The organism is Streptomyces sp. NPDC048142 (assembly GCF_043202835.1).
Lineage (GTDB): Bacteria > Actinomycetota > Actinomycetes > Streptomycetales > Streptomycetaceae > Streptomyces.
Genome location: NZ_JBIDBC010000004.1, coordinates 283,699 through 300,888, shown reverse-complemented (window position 1 = coordinate 300,888; position 17,190 = coordinate 283,699). Strand labels below are relative to the sequence as shown.

The 17,190-nt window shown below is 70.2% G+C and carries 16 protein-coding genes; 1 reads left to right on the top strand and 15 read right to left on the bottom strand.

Annotation, left to right across the window (positions count from 1 at the left end; all coding sequences use genetic code 11):
* Positions 1-40: 40 nt before the first annotated feature.
* The 14 genes from ACGF2Y_RS08180 to ACGF2Y_RS08115 form a co-directional block, all read right to left on the bottom strand.
* Positions 41-481, bottom strand: coding sequence for a hypothetical protein (locus ACGF2Y_RS08180; RefSeq protein WP_096624751.1), 441 nt, complete (start codon positions 479-481; stop codon positions 41-43).
* A gap of 95 nt (positions 482-576) precedes the next feature.
* Positions 577-1,242 carry a hypothetical protein gene (locus ACGF2Y_RS08175; protein WP_211040217.1) on the bottom strand — a complete coding sequence of 222 codons (666 nt, stop codon included), beginning with the start codon at positions 1,240-1,242 and terminating at the stop codon, positions 577-579.
* A 91-nt stretch (positions 1,243-1,333) separates the two neighbouring features.
* Positions 1,334-2,059 carry a hypothetical protein gene (locus ACGF2Y_RS08170; protein ID WP_211040216.1) on the bottom strand — a complete coding sequence of 242 codons (726 nt, stop codon included), beginning with the start codon at positions 2,057-2,059 and terminating at the stop codon, positions 1,334-1,336.
* Positions 2,060-2,217: 158 nt separating this feature from the next.
* Positions 2,218-2,715, bottom strand: coding sequence for a hypothetical protein (locus ACGF2Y_RS08165; RefSeq protein ID WP_211040215.1), 498 nt, complete (start codon positions 2,713-2,715; stop codon positions 2,218-2,220).
* 25 nt (positions 2,716-2,740) lie between these two features.
* Positions 2,741-3,505: a hypothetical protein gene (locus tag ACGF2Y_RS08160; RefSeq protein WP_211040214.1), complete on the bottom strand. Its 765-nt coding sequence runs from the start codon at positions 3,503-3,505 to the stop codon at positions 2,741-2,743.
* A gap of 97 nt (positions 3,506-3,602) precedes the next feature.
* The gene (locus tag ACGF2Y_RS08155) at positions 3,603-4,136 is read right to left on the bottom strand and encodes a hypothetical protein (protein ID WP_211040213.1); all 534 of its coding nucleotides are present in this window, start codon (positions 4,134-4,136) and stop codon (positions 3,603-3,605) included.
* A 159-nt stretch (positions 4,137-4,295) separates the two neighbouring features.
* Entirely contained in the window at positions 4,296-4,988 is a 693-nt protein-coding gene (locus ACGF2Y_RS08150; RefSeq protein ID WP_236073045.1) for a hypothetical protein, read from the bottom strand.
* A 32-nt stretch (positions 4,989-5,020) separates the two neighbouring features.
* The gene (locus ACGF2Y_RS08145) at positions 5,021-6,526 is read right to left on the bottom strand and encodes an ATP-binding protein (protein ID WP_242735763.1); all 1,506 of its coding nucleotides are present in this window, start codon (positions 6,524-6,526) and stop codon (positions 5,021-5,023) included.
* Positions 6,527-6,552: 26 nt separating this feature from the next.
* A complete protein-coding gene (locus tag ACGF2Y_RS08140; RefSeq protein ID WP_211040211.1) occupies positions 6,553-7,005 on the bottom strand; it encodes a DUF6238 family protein in 453 nt (150 codons plus the stop codon).
* A gap of 25 nt (positions 7,006-7,030) precedes the next feature.
* The gene (locus ACGF2Y_RS08135) at positions 7,031-8,497 is read right to left on the bottom strand and encodes an SCO6880 family protein (RefSeq protein ID WP_392944107.1); all 1,467 of its coding nucleotides are present in this window, start codon (positions 8,495-8,497) and stop codon (positions 7,031-7,033) included.
* 131 nt (positions 8,498-8,628) lie between these two features.
* Entirely contained in the window at positions 8,629-10,038 is a 1,410-nt protein-coding gene (locus ACGF2Y_RS08130; RefSeq protein WP_211040209.1) for an ATP-binding protein, read from the bottom strand.
* A 28-nt stretch (positions 10,039-10,066) separates the two neighbouring features.
* The gene (locus ACGF2Y_RS08125) at positions 10,067-10,747 is read right to left on the bottom strand and encodes a hypothetical protein (RefSeq protein ID WP_211040208.1); all 681 of its coding nucleotides are present in this window, start codon (positions 10,745-10,747) and stop codon (positions 10,067-10,069) included.
* Complete coding sequence (locus tag ACGF2Y_RS08120) at positions 10,747-11,055, bottom strand: DUF6112 family protein (RefSeq protein ID WP_011029048.1); 309 nt, start codon at positions 11,053-11,055, stop codon at positions 10,747-10,749. The genes ACGF2Y_RS08125 and ACGF2Y_RS08120 overlap by 1 nt, the downstream gene beginning before the upstream one ends.
* Before the next feature lie 88 nt (positions 11,056-11,143).
* Positions 11,144-12,289, bottom strand: coding sequence for a C40 family peptidase (locus tag ACGF2Y_RS08115; RefSeq protein ID WP_392944103.1), 1,146 nt, complete (start codon positions 12,287-12,289; stop codon positions 11,144-11,146).
* 580 nt (positions 12,290-12,869) lie between these two features.
* On the opposite strand from ACGF2Y_RS08115, the gene ACGF2Y_RS08110 reads away from it, so the two are divergent.
* Positions 12,870-13,622 carry a DNA-methyltransferase gene (locus ACGF2Y_RS08110; protein ID WP_392944101.1) on the top strand — a complete coding sequence of 251 codons (753 nt, stop codon included), beginning with the start codon at positions 12,870-12,872 and terminating at the stop codon, positions 13,620-13,622.
* Positions 13,623-14,096: 474 nt separating this feature from the next.
* On the opposite strand, the gene ACGF2Y_RS08105 is transcribed toward ACGF2Y_RS08110, so the two are convergent.
* On the bottom strand, positions 14,097-17,138 hold the full coding sequence (locus ACGF2Y_RS08105; RefSeq protein ID WP_392944099.1) for a pPIWI_RE module domain-containing protein: 3,042 nt from the start codon (positions 17,136-17,138) through the stop codon (positions 14,097-14,099).
* Positions 17,139-17,190 lie beyond the last annotated feature (52 nt).

Below are 17,190 nucleotides of genomic sequence, written 5' to 3'. Positions count from 1 at the left end.
CGCACGACCGGGATCGAGGGTGCCGAGCAGGATGCCGCGGTCAGCGGGCAGGACCTCTTTTACTCTCCCGGCCGCCCAGGCTCGGGCGCAGGCTCTTCGCCTTGGCGACGATCTCCTTGTCCAGCAGCGGCGCCAGGTCCGCCTTCCGGGCGAGGCCGGACTTGGACCCGGCACGCCACCGCATCCACAGCACGGCAGCGGTGACGACCAGGGCAACGGTGAACAGGGCGGGGACGACGCGGGCGCCGACCATCAGCATGCTGGTGCTCAGGGCCGGCCACAGCACCTCCGGGTGCAGCAGCGCGTCCGTTATGCGGAAGGGGGCCCATGTCCCGCTCCCGACGAAGGTGTTGGTGAGATTTCCGGTCAGCCAGGCCAGGGAGCCGAAGGCCATGGCGGCGCCGAGGATGCCGAACAGGAGGTAGAGGAGCGCGTCCGACCCAGTGGTGGTCGAGGGCGCGCTGGTGCGCGGGGAAGGCACGGCGGTTCCTTGGGTGTGCGAGCGGGCAGGGGCGGGGCGCGCTCGGCTCTCGTGCAGAACATGGGGGTACTCCTGGACGTCTGAGGCGGAACGTTTCAGCGGGGTCGGCCGGCAGAACGAGGCGCGGGCGGAGGTGCTGCGGTGGCCGGCGGACTGCCGGTCGACGGCGATGTTCCGGCGCGCGGCGAGGAGGCGCGGGCCGCCCGCTGCCGGTCTGAATCGACGTTCTGGGCAGCGGACGGCACAGGAGCAGCCTCGGCACCGAGGACGTCGTCGAGCAACTCCCGGCTGCGCAAGACGTTGACCATCTGGTGGTGCCGGGGGTCCGTGCGCTCTGCGGGATAGGCAGCGAGACCGTCCTCGGCGACTTCCAACTGCTCACGGACGTCCTGGAGCATCCCGTACGCGGCTGCCAGTCGTGTCCACGTCTCGAAAGTCGGATGGTGATGCGGGTCGTCGAAGTCGAGACGGGCGCGAGTCCAGTCGGCGGCAGAGGCGACGAGGTCGGTCAGCTCGGGCAGAGCCCCGACCAGTGCGCCGTTGACCTCCTCGATGATGCCCGCCACCTCATCGGGCGAGGCGTCCTCGTGGAGGCGAGAGATCATTCCGCGGACCGAGTACGGATCGGCGGAAGCGCTGGGCAGGTCCCTGACCTGCAGCGGCTTGTTGGAGCCCGGTGCCGCGCTGCGGTGGGCGAGCCGGATGTTGTGCTGCATGGCCGCACCGACGGCCTCGCCGATGCTGGAGTAGTACTCGGGCACGTTTGCCTCTTCGGGTGAGTGGTCTTTGACAGGTGGGTCAAGCGGGGACGCGCGACGTTCTGGTGGCCGACGGCGAAGAGAGCCGCCGGGGTCACCGTCGGGGCGTTGCGGCGCGCGGCGGGTGACCCGTTGTAGTGAGCGGCGCCGTCTGGGAACTGGACGCCGAGGAGACCTTGGCCTGGTTCGCAGCAGGAGAAGTGGCCAGAGCGGCATCACGGTGATCACGGACGGTCCGTGCTGCCGAGTTACTCGTCGAAGCGGCGCCGACGCGGCGTAGCTCGGCCTCGGAGTCGCCGAGTTCGGACTGGGCCGAGCTGACGAACTCCGAGGCGAAGCCGAACCGGTCGGCGAGCGCATACGCGTCGTCGTCCAGGTCGTTGACCTGTTCTCCCGCTGCTTCCAGCGCCTCCCGGACACGCTCCAGCGCACCGTGCTCGGGGTGAAGCAGGTGGTCGACTGCCCGCTGAAGGCTGGCTCCGTCTTCGGCCGCACGGATCTGGTCCGTGATGCTGAGGAGTTCGGCTCCGGCGGCGTAGGGCCCCAGCGCATGCACCGGAGGGCTCATCCGGGCCGTGTCGAGGGACGGCGGAAGGGTGACGTCATAGCGAGCGGCTCGAAGCATCTCGGCCGCATGGCTGGCGATGGCGACCTGGTCGGCGAGCGGAGTGGTGGTGGGCAGGCGATGGCGTCGGCCGTGCCAGTCGTCGATCTGCTTGAAACCGGCGTGACGGAGGAGCTGCGCGGAGAGGTCATCAGTAGCGCCCTTGGCAACGACGCTGCCGCTGAACTCGGACGTGATGGTGATCGAGGTAGGCACGGAAGTCTCCGGGGCAGAGGGAGCGAAGGACCCGTTGGAGGTGGGCCAGTGGGCAGAGCGTCCGGCAAATCCGGGGTTTGGTCCGGCCGAGAAGCGCTGGTAGAGGCCGCACGGCGGCGGTCAGCCGGGCGCCCCGCCGCAGCAGGGCACCCGGTCGTTCAGACGAAGGGATTCTCTGTCGGCCGGTCGGCCCCGGTGGCGGCCATGAGCAGTTCGGCGAGGTCCTCGGGCTCGGACGACCTCTGGTCTATCCACCACCCGGCGCGGGTCACCGTACGAGCGTTCTCCTCGATCTCCGCCCACTCCGCTTCGCTGGTCGTGCCTTCGGTGACCAGTGCGGTGTAGGCGTTGGTCAGGATCTGGTGACGACAGCGCACGCCCCAGGGAACGGCCCGCTCGGTCCCCTCCAGGGGAGGCATCCGGTACTGCTCGGACCAAGCTTCGGACGCCGTCTGCTCCTCGGCGCGCTTCGCCTTGAGCCAGGCGGCCTTGTCCTGCTCGTTGCCCTCGTTCGATGCGCGCCAGCAGTCCGTGCACTCCTGCCTGGCGAGCCACTCGGCGAATCCGGCGCGGCGGTCGGCCGGTCGGTCGGACAAGTCGCGGTCGGCATGGTGACCGCAGGTGTGGTCGATGGGCCAGATCGTCTTCACGGCCATGGAAGGGCCTCCTTGAGGAGTTGGATCAGCGGTCGCGGGAGTACGCGACGCGGGGGTCAACCGGCCGGACCGCCGGTGTGGTGACGGCGGCGGCGGGGACCGGCGCCCTGCCCGGGATACCGGCACGGGCCGGGCTGGCGGCGAGCGCGGCGGCGCTCAACGGAGACGCGCGAGCGGGACCACGGCCGCGCTCACGGCCAGCGGTCGGCGCGGCAGCAGGGCGGTGCCGAGCCGTCACCTCTTGAGCGAGGCGTGGCTGCACTGCGACCTGGAGCCCCGAACGGTGCAGGGCCACCGTGGCGTCGGCGACTTTCCCCAGCGCCTCGACGCGATCGGTGGTCGCGGGGAGCGTGTAGATGTCCAGGCTCGAGTTGTGCCGCCAGCCGTCCTCCACCAGCGCGAGCCCGCTGAGGCCGGAGACACGGTCGTCGAGGGCTGCGACGATGCCGAGCTGCGGGTGATCGGCGAAGGCGACGTCTGGTTCACCGAGCGGACCGTGGTCGCGTACCTGTGCCGTTTCGGGCGCCAGCGCAGGGTCAAGGGCGACGTCCACATCGACCTGGTAGCCGGCCTTGCGCAGCAGCTCGATGGCCCGGCTCGTACGGCCGTGTCCGTCACGGTTCTGGTCGGCTAGCGCGTACAACGTCGGCTGGTCGGGGACGGGATGGAAGTCGAATCCCCTGAGCATCCAGGTGCTGGCCGCGAGGTTCTTCGGGTTCGCGGCGACGATGCCGTGGACGGGGTGGTGGCCGAAGGCCAGGTCGGGCAGCACGTCGTAGTGGCTGGGCATGGCAGATCCATCCGAGGCGGGTGCGGTTACAGGTGCGGGCGACGGGCGGATCAGTTCTGAGGGTGCGGTGCACGGAGGACTCCTGGATCGCGGTCGGTCAGAGCCGGGGAGCGGATGAGGAACTGGCCGGCGGCGGCGCGGCCCGCGCGGAAGACTCCGGCGGCGGACCGGTCGGGAGCACGCGCTGGCCGACCGACGGCGAAGAGGCGAGAGCGACCCTCGCCCGGGATGGAGCGGAGTCGGGCGGGAGCACGGTGGCGGCGCGCGCCTCGCCGGAACGTTCCTGCTCCTGGCGTGTCGGTACGCCAAGCTGGTCCAGGCGGGCGTCGACAGCGGAGAGGAGATCCGGCACGCTGCCGCCGTGACGCGCATGCGGACCGTCCGGCTCGGAGTCGTAGATCACCTCGTAGACGGCGGGCTCGGCGGACCGGTGGCGGGTGACCATCCAGCTTTCCGGGGTCTCGGGGTGCTCGGAGGGTGGCTCCTGCGGGGGCGAGATGATCAGCGAACTGCCGTCGGGAAGCTCGGCGTGGACGATGTAGTCGCTGAGGCCATACTCGACGGTGCCCTCCAGGCCGCGCTGCCCGAGTGCGGAGCAGAGGGCGGCTTGAAGGCGACGCGGATCGGACACGGCGGTCGGGGGCGGGGTTTCGTGGTGCGTGGAGTTCTCCGTTGCGAACGTCCCGCCGCACGGCGGGAGCCGACGGGGCGTGGAGCTTGAAGGAGTGCGGTGGTCCATGAGGATCTGGTGATCGGGCAGTTTGGCGCTGCCGTGACTGCGTGCTAGGGATCACCGCGAGCGACCGAGAGCTGGCGGTTGCGATGCCGGTGGGAGCTGGGGCGAAGCAGGTGATCCGGCAGGGGCGTTGTGCGTCGAGCGGGTCAGGGCGACGCGAGCCCGCTCGGTCTGCGCCGGCCGTTCGGTGTCCGCTCGGTGAGCGAGGTATTCGCCGACGCGCACCAACGCCGGTCCCTTGGAGCCGAGTTCGTGTGAGTAGTGCCAGCCTTCGGTGTTGCGGTGCTCCTCGGCACGCTCCTTGTAGAGGTGGAGCACGCTCGGCTGCGAACCGTCCATAAGCGCCATGACGTCGGCCCATTCGTGCCGCAGTTCCTCCGCCCGGAGCAGGATGGTGTCGATCCCGCGTATCCGACGGAGGTCGTCACTGATCGGCCCCTCGACGTAGTCGGGGCCGGCGGCGGCGCGGACCCCGGCCAGCACCTCGGGTCCGTGGTCGAGGAACACTTCGGCGTGCTTCCACGCTTCGGCGTCCCGCTTGACCTTCCCGTCCCCGTAGACCTTGTCGTCCAGCGGCCAGCCGTCCGCGTCGCAGAGGGAGTCCGAAACCGCGTCCCAGGCGTCGCACGCCTCGTTGATCCCGGCGGCGGCCGAGGCCAGTGCCGGGAGGTGCCGTCGCCACGCCAAAGGGTCGGTGGCCTGCGACGGCTGGTTGTCACCGGAGGAAGGAGTGGAAGAAGCAGACATGATCGATTCCCGTTGCTGTGCTGGTCGTTGGGCTAGGCGGCCATGCGGGCGTCTGTGTCGAACAGCTCCCGCTCGGCCGGGTGGAGGATGTGCTGGGTGATGAACGAGCGGCCTGCGACCTTCCACAGACCTCGGCCCTTGGTCAGGGCGGACACCGCCTGGGTCTCGACGCCGGTCAGGCCGAGCAGAGAGGCAGCGGCGGCGAGCTGGTCGGGCTCCTGGCGGTAGATGATGCGCGTGCTGCAGTCCGCGAGGAGCCCCTCGGCCAGGACTCGGCCGCGTGAACCGGCGTCGCCCGCCGAGAGCAAGTCGCTGAGCCGGTGGATCACCATGAGGTTCGCGATGCCCAGCCCTCGGGAGAGCTTCCACTGGCTCTGCATCCGCTCCAGCAGCCCGACGTGCCGCATCAGTCGCCACGCCTCGTCGTAGATCACCCAGCGCCGACCACCATCGGGATCACTGAGGGCTGACTCCATCCACGCGCTCGCGCACGTCATCGCGAGCACCAGTGCCGTGTCGTCACCGGAGCCGCCGAGACGGGAGAGATCGATGGACAGCATCGGTGTGGTCGGGTCGAACGACACGGTGCTCGGCGCGTCGAACATGCCGCTCAAGTCGCCGTGCACGAGCCGTCGCAAGGCATGGGCGAGGTCCTGGGCGGCTGAACCTAGGTGCCCCGCCTGGTGGCCGAGGGCCTGGTCGAGGCGTTCGGGGGAGCCGAGTACGTGCGCGATCTCGCCGAGCAGCGGCACCGTGCCCCGGGCGGCGGCGTCGGCGACGACCAGATCCAGGGCCAGGTCGAGGGCGGTGTGCTCCATCGGCAGCAGGTCGCGCTTCAGCACGGTGCGGGCGAGGCTGGCCAGCAGCAGCAGACGGCGCTTGCGAACCTCCGTGAACCAGTCCTCCTCGCTCACGGAGGCGGGACGGGCCGGGGCGTCCAGCGGGTTCAACCGGCCGGGGAGCCCCGGGCCCAGGGCGATGCTGTAGCCGCCGAGGGCCTGCGAGACGCCGGTCCACTCCCCCTTGGGATCGCAGGGGATGTAGATCCGGTAGCCGTGGGCGATCGACCGGGTGGCGATCGACTTCGCCAGCGCCGACTTGCCCATGCCGATGATCCCGGCCAGGACCGCGTTGGGGTTGGTGAAGCCCTCCACCCTGCCGCTGTTGTAGAGCGAGAACGGGTCGAAGCAGAAGGCCGCCTCCGCGTGCACATCGCGGCCGATGAACACCCCTTCGGCGCCCAGGCCGCCCTCGGCCACGAACGGGTACGCGCCACTGGCTGTGGCGGTGGTCATCCGGTGGGCGGGCAGGGCGAGCTTGCCGCCGCGGGCGGAGGCCGGACCGGGGCGACCGGCGGGCGGGTAGGTGGGCCGCAGATCCGGGTCGAGGGTCTGCTCGGCGCGGTGCTTGGGCGGGTTTCCGGCGAGGCGTGCCTGGCGGCGGGCTTCGGTGAAACCGGCTCGGGCGGCTCGCTGTTCGGCGCGTGTCGTCTTACGGGGCACGAACAGGGGGGAGGCGCTGGCGCGGGTACGGGGCATGAGCGTTTCTCCAGATGAGGGGTGGGTCAGCGGCGGACGAGGCCGGTGAACGGTGCGTGCAGGTCGGCCGGGGTGGTGCGCCGCCGGACGAGATGAGCGGTGCGCTGGTGGCGCTGGCAGATGGTCAGTTCCGGTGCTCCCTCCGGAAGGCCGGCCTGGCACGCCTCCGGTGCGGGGATCTCGCTGGAGTCCGGCCGGGGCGCCGCGTGGTAGGCGGCGTGGAGGTGCTCGGCGGCCTGCCAGATGCGGGTGCGGGCGGTACGGAGCTGGTCGCCCTCGACCGCGACGAGCTGCCCGGTGCGACCGGTGTGGGCGTCGAGCAGCCCGTACAGCGAAACGAGGTGCGCGTGCAGGGCGTCCAGCTCGGCCCGGGTGGTGACCAGCGGGCCGCCCGGGATGTTGAGCGCCCGGTGGAAGTCGAGCGCGGCGGTGGCGAAGGGCACGAAGTCCTGCGCGGTCGGGCTGGCGGTGCGGGACATGAGGGTGCTCTTTCGAAGGGAAGGGTCAGGCAGCGAGCGCGAGCGGCAGGGCGGCGGCGGTGAACGCCTCGGCCTGCTGCCAGGTCAGCGGCCGGAGATCGAGCTGGGCGCCGACAGCGGCGGTCTCCACGACGGCGCAGGCGGTGCGCAGCTCGTCCTCGGTGTCGGCCGAGACGGTCAGCAGACCGGTCAGGGCGACGTCGGCGTGCCCGGCGATGAGCTGGCGTTCGCGGGACTTGATGTCCTGGTACTCGATCGAGTCCGCCTCGGAGTCGACCTGGCCGCGCCGGGCCCGTTCGGCGGCGTCGGCGATCACGCTGGACTTCTTGCGCTGCACGTCGCGCAGGGCGGCGTCGAGGTTCTTCGGCTCGTAGGAGAGCGACAGCGTGCGCCGCACCCCGCCGGTGAACAGGAGCTGGTGCAGGAAGCCGGCGCTGGTCTCGGTGCGCGGCCAGTTCTCCACCCAGTAGGTGGCGTGCACGGCGGAGTCGGTGGCGATGTGGTCCGCCTTCTCGACGACCACGACGGGTCCGGCGGCGGCGGGCTCGGCCTCAGGGCGACCGGCCGTGGACCAGCGGTCGAGTGTCGCCAGCGCCTTCGGGTCATAGGAAGTGCGCACCACGGCGGCGATCTCGCGGGCGGTGAGCCAGCCCGTCGGGGTGAGACCGGCGGTCCGCGCCGCCTGGTCGAACATGGAGGTGAGCTGGGCGAGGACGCTGAAGGCACCGGTGAGACCGCCGCCAGCCTGGTTGATCAGCCGACGGGCCGCCTTGGTGTCCAGGGACACCGCGACGTACGCCTCGTGCGGGGCGGCTGCGGGACCGGCGCTTTGGATCAGCTCGTTGTAGATCGCGCCGGCCATCGGGGTGTTGGGGCGGCCGTGCTCTTCCCAGTAGCGGCGCAGCGCGTCGCCGGAGTCGGGGATGGTGCGCTCGATCACCTGGATGCGGGCGATCTGCCCGGTACGGGCGAGAGCTGCCAGCGCGCGTCCCCAGCCGCCGACGTTGGCCTGCTGGGTGCCGGGGTCGAGCAGGGCGTAGGCGCGGGAGGAGACCTTGACCACCGCGGTCAGCGTCCCGGTGTGCGGGTTGTGGACGGCGCCGTACTTGCCGTCGGGAGCAGTGGTCACGCGCAGGCTGGCAGCGGTGCCGGGAAGGTGGAGCAGTCCCTCGCGGGTCGGCCGGCGAGAGGGCCGGGTGAGCCAGACGAGCTGGCCTCGCATCCGGCGCAGCGCGTACCGGACGACGATCGGGGCCCAGTCCGCCAGAGCACGGCCTCGGTGGCGGACGAAGACGAGCAGAGCGATCACGGCCCACAGCGGGATGAGCTGGAGGGCGCCGACCACACCGCGGGCGAGGATCACGGCGAGAAGGAGAAGGCCGGTGAGCCCGGCGACGACCAACTGCGGGACGGACAGGCCGAGCAGGACGCCGCGCCTGCTGCGGTGTGGGAACTTCACGGTGGGCGTGGAGGACTGGTGCTTGCCGGACATGGTGGTTCCAGACGGTGAGAGCGGGCGGAGGACGGGGCGCGCGGCGCTCTTCTGGACGTCATGGCGAAACCTTCCTGCTGGTGGGAGGCGGGGGCGGGCCGTGGAGTGCGGCCCGCCCCCGGGGATGTGGGTCAGGAACCCGACGGCGGCTGGGTGGGATACACCCAGTTCGTCGGCGTCGCGGAGCCGGTGGCCGACGGTCCGGACCCGGACGCCGGAGTGCCCGAGGCCGAAGGTCCGGGGTCGGCCGGCGGCATGGAGGTCATGTCGCCGCCCGGAGCCGATGCGGCTGCGAGGTGACCGGAGCCGCCCGCAACGCCTTGGGCAGCCGATGCGGACCCTTCCGGTTCGTCCTCACCAGGACGTGTGATCAGCGTCGGGATCCCGGGGCGCTGGATCAGAGCCCGGCCCTTGTCGCCGCTCGCGTCCGGGTCTTCGCCGTACCGGAAGCGGGTCTGCTGCTTGGGCGGCCCGGCGTCGATGCCCTCCTTGCTGAGGTTGCCGCCGGAGGGGTTGATGCCGGAGGCGACGCCATCGGTGCCCGCGCCGGGGACCTGGTTCGGACCCTGCGGAGCGGGGGCGCCGGTACCGGCCCGCAGCGCGAGGCTGCCTGCGGTCTTCGCGGCTCCTGCGGCGACCGCCATGCCGGCGACACCGGTGCGGTGCATGTCGTCGTGGCCGCCGCCGTCGCTGGCCCAGTGGACGAACTTGTACGTCGCGTAGGGGCAGAGCAACACCAGGACCATCACGACGATGCCGGCCATCGCGTCGGACAGAGCCGCCATTCCGTCGCTGGCGTCGGTCTTGCCCATGGCGGAGACGCCGATCAGGAAGACCACGGTCATCAACAGCTTGGAGACGATCAGGGTGCCGGTGGCCTCGATCCAGCCGCGCCGCCACCGTTTGGCGACTTCCCAGCCGCCGCCCGCCCCGGCGAACACCGCGAGCGCGACCATGATCAGGACGCCGACCTTGCGGGCCACCATCACGCCCCAGTAGAGGAAGGCGCCGATCGCGCACCCGAAGGCCACCAGCGCGGGCACACCCCAGCCGAGGCCGTACATGGCCCCCATCTGATCAACCTTGATCACACGACGGATCGCGTCGTCGATCGAGGTGTTGGCGGCTTTGAAGAGGCCGTCGGACAGCGCGTCCACCACGGTGATGGCGACGGTCGTGAAAGCGATGGCGGAGAAGCTGAACAGGACTCCGGTCATGGTGCCGAACGCCGCCTTGGCGAGGGCACGTTCGTCTCGACGCCAGGCAGCGGTCATGAGCTGGATGCAGAAGATGCCGACGGTCAGGGCGAGGCCGATGGGCAGCAGCAGCTCGTAGTTGTCGCGGAACCACCCGGCGTTGAGGTCGATGGCCGTCGTCTTGTTGACGGCCTTGGCGGCCAGGTCGGCCGCGCTGGACGCCAGCTCGCCCGCCGACTTCGCGATCCACGCGCCGAGACCGTCGGTGACTGTGCCGGCGGGGTTGGTGGCGAAGTCGACAGCGCCGCACACCTTGTCCATCAGCGGGAAGTCGCAGACTCCCATGGGTCGTACCTCCGTTATGGGGCGAGGGTCAGGGCGCGACGGACGGCATGACGCCGACCAGGGCGCAGGGGTGGTTGGGTCGGCACTGGACCGCGAGGGTGGTGGACCGGCTCTCCGCGCCGCCGGCGGCCGAGCCCTTCCAGCGAATCGACTGCTTGCCGGAGACCGTGACGGCGTAGACGTACGCCTGGGTGATCGCCCCGGGGTCGTCCTGGAGGGCCTGGGTGAAGGCGTGCGGGAAGTGCCCCTCGTTGATCTTGGCGGTGGCGACCTGCTTGTTGGCCGCCATCTCCTTCCACAGCACGGCCGAGGGGACCGCCTGGTCGACGGAGGCCGGGTCGGCGTACTTCGACTCCGTGGTCAGCCAGCCGTGCAGCGCCTTGCGCAGCTCGGGCTGCGAGTATGCGCGGGTGTCGTACGACCACAGCGCTGCGGCGGCGGCCTTCCCGTACGTGATCGGGTCGTGGGTTTTCGGCGGAACGGGCAGAGCGCGGGGCCTGATGTGTGGCCCGGACGGTGCCGCGGGTGACGAGGATGCCGTGGGCGAACTCGGTGGTGGGGAAGCGGTATCGGAGGGGCTTCGGCCCTCGCGGGTGAGGTAGGCGGCCAGGCCGGCGAGGGCGACGAGCACCGCCAGGACGGCAGTGCCGAGCAGCGCCCGGCGGCGCACGCGAGATGCGCCGCCGGGGTGGGTGGAGTGCTGAGCCATCAGTGGACCTGCGTCCCGAGCGTCGAGAAGAACGCCACTACACCGTTGGCCGCACCGAGAAGAAGGGCCGCGCCCGCGCTGACCAGCACGCCCTTCTTCCCGTTCGCCTCGGCCTGGTGACCACCGGAGTGGTGACCCCAGGCCCACACGCCGGCACTGACGGCGAGGGCTCCGACCACGGCGATGAGTCCGAACAAGTTGATCGAGCCCATCACCTGCTTGAGGACGTTGAGGCCAGGGAGCCCGCCCTCGTTGGGCTTGATTCCGGGGTCGTAGGCGAGCTGTATGACCTGTTCAGCGAGATACATGGGAACTCCAGTTCGAATGGACGCACGCCAACGCCCGGAGGGGCGAACCAGCGGTGCGAGGGGAGGTGAGGAGGGGGAGGAGCGCCGGTCAGACGACTCGGCGGGCCGCGAGAATCCGCGATTTCCAGGACGCGACGGTGGTGATCCGTACGACGTCACCGGTGTGCGGGGCGTGGACGATCAGGCCCTGCCCGATCGCCATCCCGACGTGTTCCGGTACGGCGGCCGTCCCCTCGCTGAAGAGGAGGTCGCCCGGCTTGAGGGCATCGACCGAGACGGCCTTGCCGTCCTTGACCTGCGTGTACGTGGTCCGCGTCAGGGCGACCCCGGCGGCCTTGTACGCGCCCTGCATCAGGGAGGAGCAGTCGCAGCGGCCCATCGGGTTCTTGCCGTGGGAGTCGGTGCACGTGCCGCCCCACTGATACGGGGTACCGAGCTGGCCGAGCGCCCACCGGATCGCCGTCTGTACCTTCGGCGGCGCGGAGGCGGGAATCTTGTACTCGTCCGGCAGGGCGCCCGCCGGGATGGTGCCGAAGTCCGTCCCGTCGCCGTCCGCTGAACAACCCCCCGCGGAATCGGGAGAGGGGCTGCCGGTGTCGGCAGAGCCGGACGGCGATGGGCTAGGCGATGCGCCGCCAGCCTTCTGCAGCAGGGGCTCGATGGCCTTCTGCAGGGCGGTGGCCAGTGGCTCCCACTTGGCATACGCCTCGGGGAAGCCCGACTTCTGCACCGCCTGGGCGGCCTGGGTGACAGATAGGGACTGCCAGCCAGAGACCTTCTTGAGCCCCTCGTAGAACTTCGTCGAGGCGTGCACCGGGTCAAGGATCTGGCTGGCCGTGCCCCAGCCCATCGACGGCCGCTGCTGGAAGAGACCCAGCGAATCGCGGTCGCCGTAGGTCAGGTTCCGCAGGCCGCTCTCCTGCAGAGCGGTCGCCAGGGCGACGACCTGCCCTCGGGCGGGGATGTTCATCGCGACGCCCGTGGCCTGGATCGTCTTGGCATTGGGCACCTGGTCGGCAGGCGCGTCTAGGCCCGGCACGGAGACCGAGCCCTTGTCGCCGCCGTCCAGGATGGCCTTCACCTGCGTGGCGACGGCGGAGGCGTCCACACCCTGTGCACCGTCGGTCGAGCATGAAGCCGAGGCGGTCCCGGCACCGATGCCAAGGATCGGCAGTGCCAGAAGGAGTGGTCCGGTGGCGCACAGACCGACGAGGGCTCCCGTCGTCTTCTTCACGGCCGCCGCCGTTCAGCGCGACGGCGGTGCGGACCAGTCGACGGAGGTGGGTCGGGGCGCGGGTGTGTCAGGGCATGCTGCATCGCAGCGGCTCCTCGGTGTTCGAAGGAGACGCGGTGCCGACTTCTCGTGCAAAGCCGTCGGCACCGAGCCGATGTGCATCCGCCTCTCGGCGGGCCCGGGTCAGAGGAGTTGGTAGCTCCAGGACGCCGGTTTCAGGTCACGCGCGGCAGCCAGCCGCGCTCGTAATCTCAGGCAATGCACAGGGGGCTCCTCACGGCGCTCGCGGGCAGATGGGCAACATGCCTCCGACGCTGCTCGATTGGACGAGACGGCACGGATAAGCACAGCTCCACGGGGGTGGAGCAGCGCTCCTTCCCGGTGGCACGGCGAGACAGTAGACCGGGATTCCGGCCGCACCAAACGACTGCCATCCAGAGGCCCGAAGCAGGGAGACGCCTCGTTAGGCGCGGCCGGAATTCGCCGCTAACCTCCGCTGCAACCTCGCACCGGATACACGCCGTTGAGCGCTGCCCGGAGCAGGTCCAGACTCCGCCGCGCCCGAGAAGAGGCCCTCCCCATGAGCTACACGCTGCACCGAGGCGACGCCCTGACCGTCCTGAAGTTCCTCCCGGACGAGAGCGTCCAGGCGGTGATCACCGATCCGCCGTACAACTCCGGAGGCCGCACCAGCTCCGATCGAACCGGCCGTACCGCCCGCGCCAAGTACGTCACGAGCAACTCGGCACACGACCTCGCCAACTTCCCCGGCGAGAACCGCGACCAGCGCTCCTACCGCTCCTGGCTCACCGAACTACTCACCGAGGCGTACCGGGCCTCGACCGAGCACGCGGTCGCGATGGTCTTCACCGACTGGCGACAGGAGCCGACCACCTCCGACGCCCTTCAGATGGCGGGATGGACCTGGAGCGGCACGATTCCGTGGATCAAGCCGTCCAGCCGGCCCCGCAAGGGCGGGCCGAAGCAGGACTCGGAGTTCATCACCTGGGGCGTCAAGGGCTCCCTCGACAACACCCGCGACCTCTACCTGCCGGGCCACTACATCGCCTCCCAGCCCCGCAAGGGCCGAGTTCACATCACCCAGAAGCCAGTCGAGGTCATGCAGCAGCTCGTCCAGGTCTGCCCCGAGGGCGGCACCGTCCTCGACCCGTTCACCGGCAGCGGCTCCACCGGGGTCGCGGCCCTGCGCGAGGGGCGCCGCTTCGTGGGCGTCGAGCTGTCCGAGCACTACGCCGACGTCGCCGAGGAACGGCTGCGGGCCGAACTGACGAAGGACGACTTCGAGCTGGCCGGACCGGAGGCATCAGCATGAGAGCGGACAACTCCGGGCCAGCGGGCCGCAGGGCGCCGAAGGGCGGCTGGTGCATCGAGTATCCGATGCACCAGCCGCCCTTCTCATTTCGTCGGGCCGCACTACTTTCTTGATCGGGCTTATCGAGCCATTCGTAGGGTTGGGTCACGCAGGGGCGCTCGGGCGTGGCTTTCAGGCCGCTGCCGTCTCGTTGCCATGGAGGCTCTGCCGCTCAGCGGCCCCACGACGACTCGGCCGCCCTTGACGGCAGGAACTTGCTAAAAGGTCCTAACATGCCTGTCCCTCTGGTGAATTGGGGCGTCCAATGGCTACCGCAGCGAGGACAAGTCCGCCACCCGCGATGCGTACGTGATTGCCGACGAGGCCAGAAGACGCCGAGACCTGCTGCCCATCCGCCCGGCAACGAGGCAGCGGGGGACCCTCGCGCTCCTCGCACTGGATCGCCATGTGTCGACTGATGGATAGACAGGGCCATCAGTCGAACAACGTCAGCTGATCGGCTGTCTCGACGGCGTCAGTCTCCTCCTCCAGACCGGCTGCCACGCTGTTGACGGGGTCGGAATCCGCGACCGGGTCCATGACCTCCGGTACGTCCGAAAGTGTTTCAGCTGCGGCCCGGTGCGGCAGTACGTAGTCCTGGCCGAGACCTGCAAGGTGCAGCGGGAGCGGCAGTGAGAGTGCTTCCGGATAGTCCGGCGGCTGGCGCAGCAGGTGGACCGCGGAGGCGAGGGCCTGTGGATCGTCGCCAGCTTCGGGGTGGCAGCCGAGAACCGAGATCTCCAAAAGATCGGGAGTCCAACCGACCATGCCGGTGTCGATGGTGAGTTCGCCTTTACGTTTGCCCATCCGGATAGGGCGGGGCGCAAGTTTGTCGGCTTCAACGGCGGAGGATTTGAACTGCACGGGCTTGGAGTTGGCCGAGTGGAAGACCCTGCCATCGGGTTCGTTTCCTGCGGGGCGCCACAGACCTGCCGCGATGCCATTCGCTCCGTCGCCCGGATTGACGCCCCACCACTGCGGGGTTTCGCGTCCTCGCCCGGTACGGACTCGGACCAGGCGCAGATCGGGATCGAGGCGCCGGGAATCCGCCTCACCGTCCCGCATGCGATCGGATTCGGTACGGCCGTCCTGGAGCCACGTCCAGTGAGAGCGGGCGTTCTGGGCTTCGACCAGGAGGAGTGTGGGTTCCTGCCGGAGCGAGGCACGGATCCGTTGCAGCCATTCCTCTGCGCGCCGACGTTGCTCCGCACGGTCGGAGTGCCAGCTCCGGCGCCGAGGAATCTTTTCCCCCGTACGCGGCGCGGGCAGCGGAGGTCGCACCTCGGCGAGCCGGGTGAGCCTGATCAGCATGGTCGGGTACGGGACCCAGGCGCCCACACCGTCGTCCGCGTCCGGATCCCACCCCTGAATCCGGGACATACCGTCACCCTCGGGAGTGACCAGGACCCCTACCGGAACGTCCGTGGCCCACCGGTTCCGACTGGTGCGGTTCCTGCGGACCATCCACACGGCCGCATGGCGCAGTCGGTCAGGTAGGCCGCTGTCGATCCCGAGCTTGGGGTACACCCGCGCGCCGAGCTGGCGCAGTCCGTCGTCCCAGGCCATGCGGGCACGGTGATGCTGATTGCCGACGGTGTTGTAGCCCTTGACCTTCTTGGGGACGGCGAGGAACTGGGAGACGAGGCCCGCGTCGGCGAATCCGAGCCGGAGAGCGAACTTCGAGTCGTGGTCGGGACTTGCGAAGTCCCCAGGCCGGTCGATCTCCACCAGTGCGAGAGCCGGCGGGGTGCTCCGCTCAGATTCACGGCCCTCGATGGCCCGGAGCCAGTTGGCTGTCTCCCTACGGCGGGAATGCAGGGACGCCGACACGACGGCTTCCGTTCGGCGGCCCCCCGCGGGGAGCTCCAGGCCGTCGGTGAGCGCCACCGTGCTGCCGTCGGCACGACGGTGGACAGGGCGGAAACAGTTCAGCCGAACAACGAGTTCGGGTGTGCTCCACTTCAGGACGACGGGCCGGTCGGCACGGGCGTCGCGATGGGCCGTCTCGTCGGTTCCGGCTGCGATGGCGGCCGCGTCCGCATCCACGGGCCCGGGCAGACCGAGCAGTTCCACGAGTGCGATGATCGCGGTCTGCCGCATACTGGCGTTCTGCCACACCAGCTGGAGCTCGAGGACGGGCCGGCCACCGTCGACGGGACCGCCGTACGCGGAGACCGCGAGCGCGGTGGCATGCCTCCGCTCGGACGTTCTGCGTGCCTCCTCCGTCTCCTTCTCGTCCGGCTTCACGTTCGTCGGCGGGGCGTTGAGGGGGCGTTTGCCCGTCAGGCCGACCCGCTGGTGGGGCGGCGCGATGCGCAGCTCTCCGGGCACTGCCTGCCCGGCCCATTCGGTGAGCCGGGAGACTTGGTCCGGCATCAGGCCGGCGCCGACCTCATGGCGCCCCATCGCGGTGCGGAAGACGATGCCGGCGCGCGCCCCGTCGGCGAGCCATTTCTCGGGGTCTGTGAGCAGGTCGTCGGCTCCGGGTAGCTGTTCGCCAAGGACGACTCCGCCGAGAAGTCTGGCTGGTCCGCCGTGGGCCCAGCGGTCGCTGAAGGTTCCCGTGTCGCGGTCGCGGTACCGCTCCAGCTGGGCGACGGCGAATCTTTCGCTGAGCGGTACGCCGGGCAGAACCGGGACCCTGGGGCGCAGCAGGACGGAAGTGCGGCTGCCGTAGGGGAGCCGCAGGCGACCGCCCGCAGGGCTCACCCGTGTCGCCCACCGGCGGATGCTCCAGTGCAAGTGGTAGCGGGGAAGCGGGTCGAAGGGCGCGGTGTGCAAGGTGATGTTGAGGACGATCGAGAACCACCAGACGCCCTTGGAGCCGCCCGCATCGTGCGGAAGTGGCTGCGAGACGAGTTCGGCGCCCTTGTCACGGGGGCCGCGTGGCATGGCCCGGAAATGGAGGGAGCCTCCTTCGAATGGGTAAGGGCCGAGGTCGAGGATGCGTCGGGCCAGCCAGTCCGGAGTGAGCGTGAACTGGTGTCCGCCGGGGGCGGCGGTGCCCCCGTCGGTACGGTCGCATGCGACGAGTTCACGCTCGACCGCTTCCCACTGCGGAGTGTGTGCGGTGAGCTCGGCACGTGTCTGCCGGAGCAGGCCGCGGTGCTCCGGCTCAGGACGGAGGTCGCGCAACCAGTGTGCGATGAGGGTCGCGAGGACCTCGGGCGGCAGCGGGTCCGGAATGTCGGCGTCTGCGTACAGCCAGCGGGCGGGATCGCCCTCGGTGCGTGCTCCGAATGGGCGAGGCATGACCAGGACATCGGGTGCGTAAGCCTGGATCGCCTGCTCCAGGGCTCGGGTGGGTGCGGTGCGCCAGGGCTCCGCGTCCTCGTCACGGCCAGCGTTGCAGAGTTCGAGGACGCAGTCACGCCACTGTTCGGGAAAGGGCAAAGCCCGGTAGCGGCCGATGACGGAGGCGTCCCGGCCGCCCGGGAGCCAAGATGCGGTACAGACGGTCTGGTAGTTCACGGGCATGTCGTGGGTCTTCCCTCGGCGTCTGAGCGGTACTGGATGGCATCGGAGAGAT

Coding starts and splice junctions, on each gene's coding strand:
- ACGF2Y_RS08150 (WP_236073045.1), bottom strand. CDS start 4,988: ATGTCTGCTTCTTCCACTCCTTCCTCCGGTGACAACCAGCCGTCGCAG.
- ACGF2Y_RS08135 (WP_392944107.1), bottom strand. CDS start 8,497: ATGTCCGGCAAGCACCAGTCCTCCACGCCCACCGTGAAGTTCCCACAC.
- ACGF2Y_RS08110 (WP_392944101.1), top strand. CDS start 12,870: ATGAGCTACACGCTGCACCGAGGCGACGCCCTGACCGTCCTGAAGTTC.
- ACGF2Y_RS08165 (WP_211040215.1), bottom strand. CDS start 2,715: ATGGCCGTGAAGACGATCTGGCCCATCGACCACACCTGCGGTCACCAT.
- ACGF2Y_RS08125 (WP_211040208.1), bottom strand. CDS start 10,747: ATGGCTCAGCACTCCACCCACCCCGGCGGCGCATCTCGCGTGCGCCGC.
- ACGF2Y_RS08105 (WP_392944099.1), bottom strand. CDS start 17,138: ATGCCCGTGAACTACCAGACCGTCTGTACCGCATCTTGGCTCCCGGGC.
- ACGF2Y_RS08160 (WP_211040214.1), bottom strand. CDS start 3,505: ATGCCCAGCCACTACGACGTGCTGCCCGACCTGGCCTTCGGCCACCAC.
- ACGF2Y_RS08120 (WP_011029048.1), bottom strand. CDS start 11,055: ATGTATCTCGCTGAACAGGTCATACAGCTCGCCTACGACCCCGGAATC.
- ACGF2Y_RS08145 (WP_242735763.1), bottom strand. CDS start 6,526: ATGCCCCGTACCCGCGCCAGCGCCTCCCCCCTGTTCGTGCCCCGTAAG.
- ACGF2Y_RS08140 (WP_211040211.1), bottom strand. CDS start 7,005: ATGTCCCGCACCGCCAGCCCGACCGCGCAGGACTTCGTGCCCTTCGCC.
- ACGF2Y_RS08130 (WP_211040209.1), bottom strand. CDS start 10,038: ATGGGAGTCTGCGACTTCCCGCTGATGGACAAGGTGTGCGGCGCTGTC.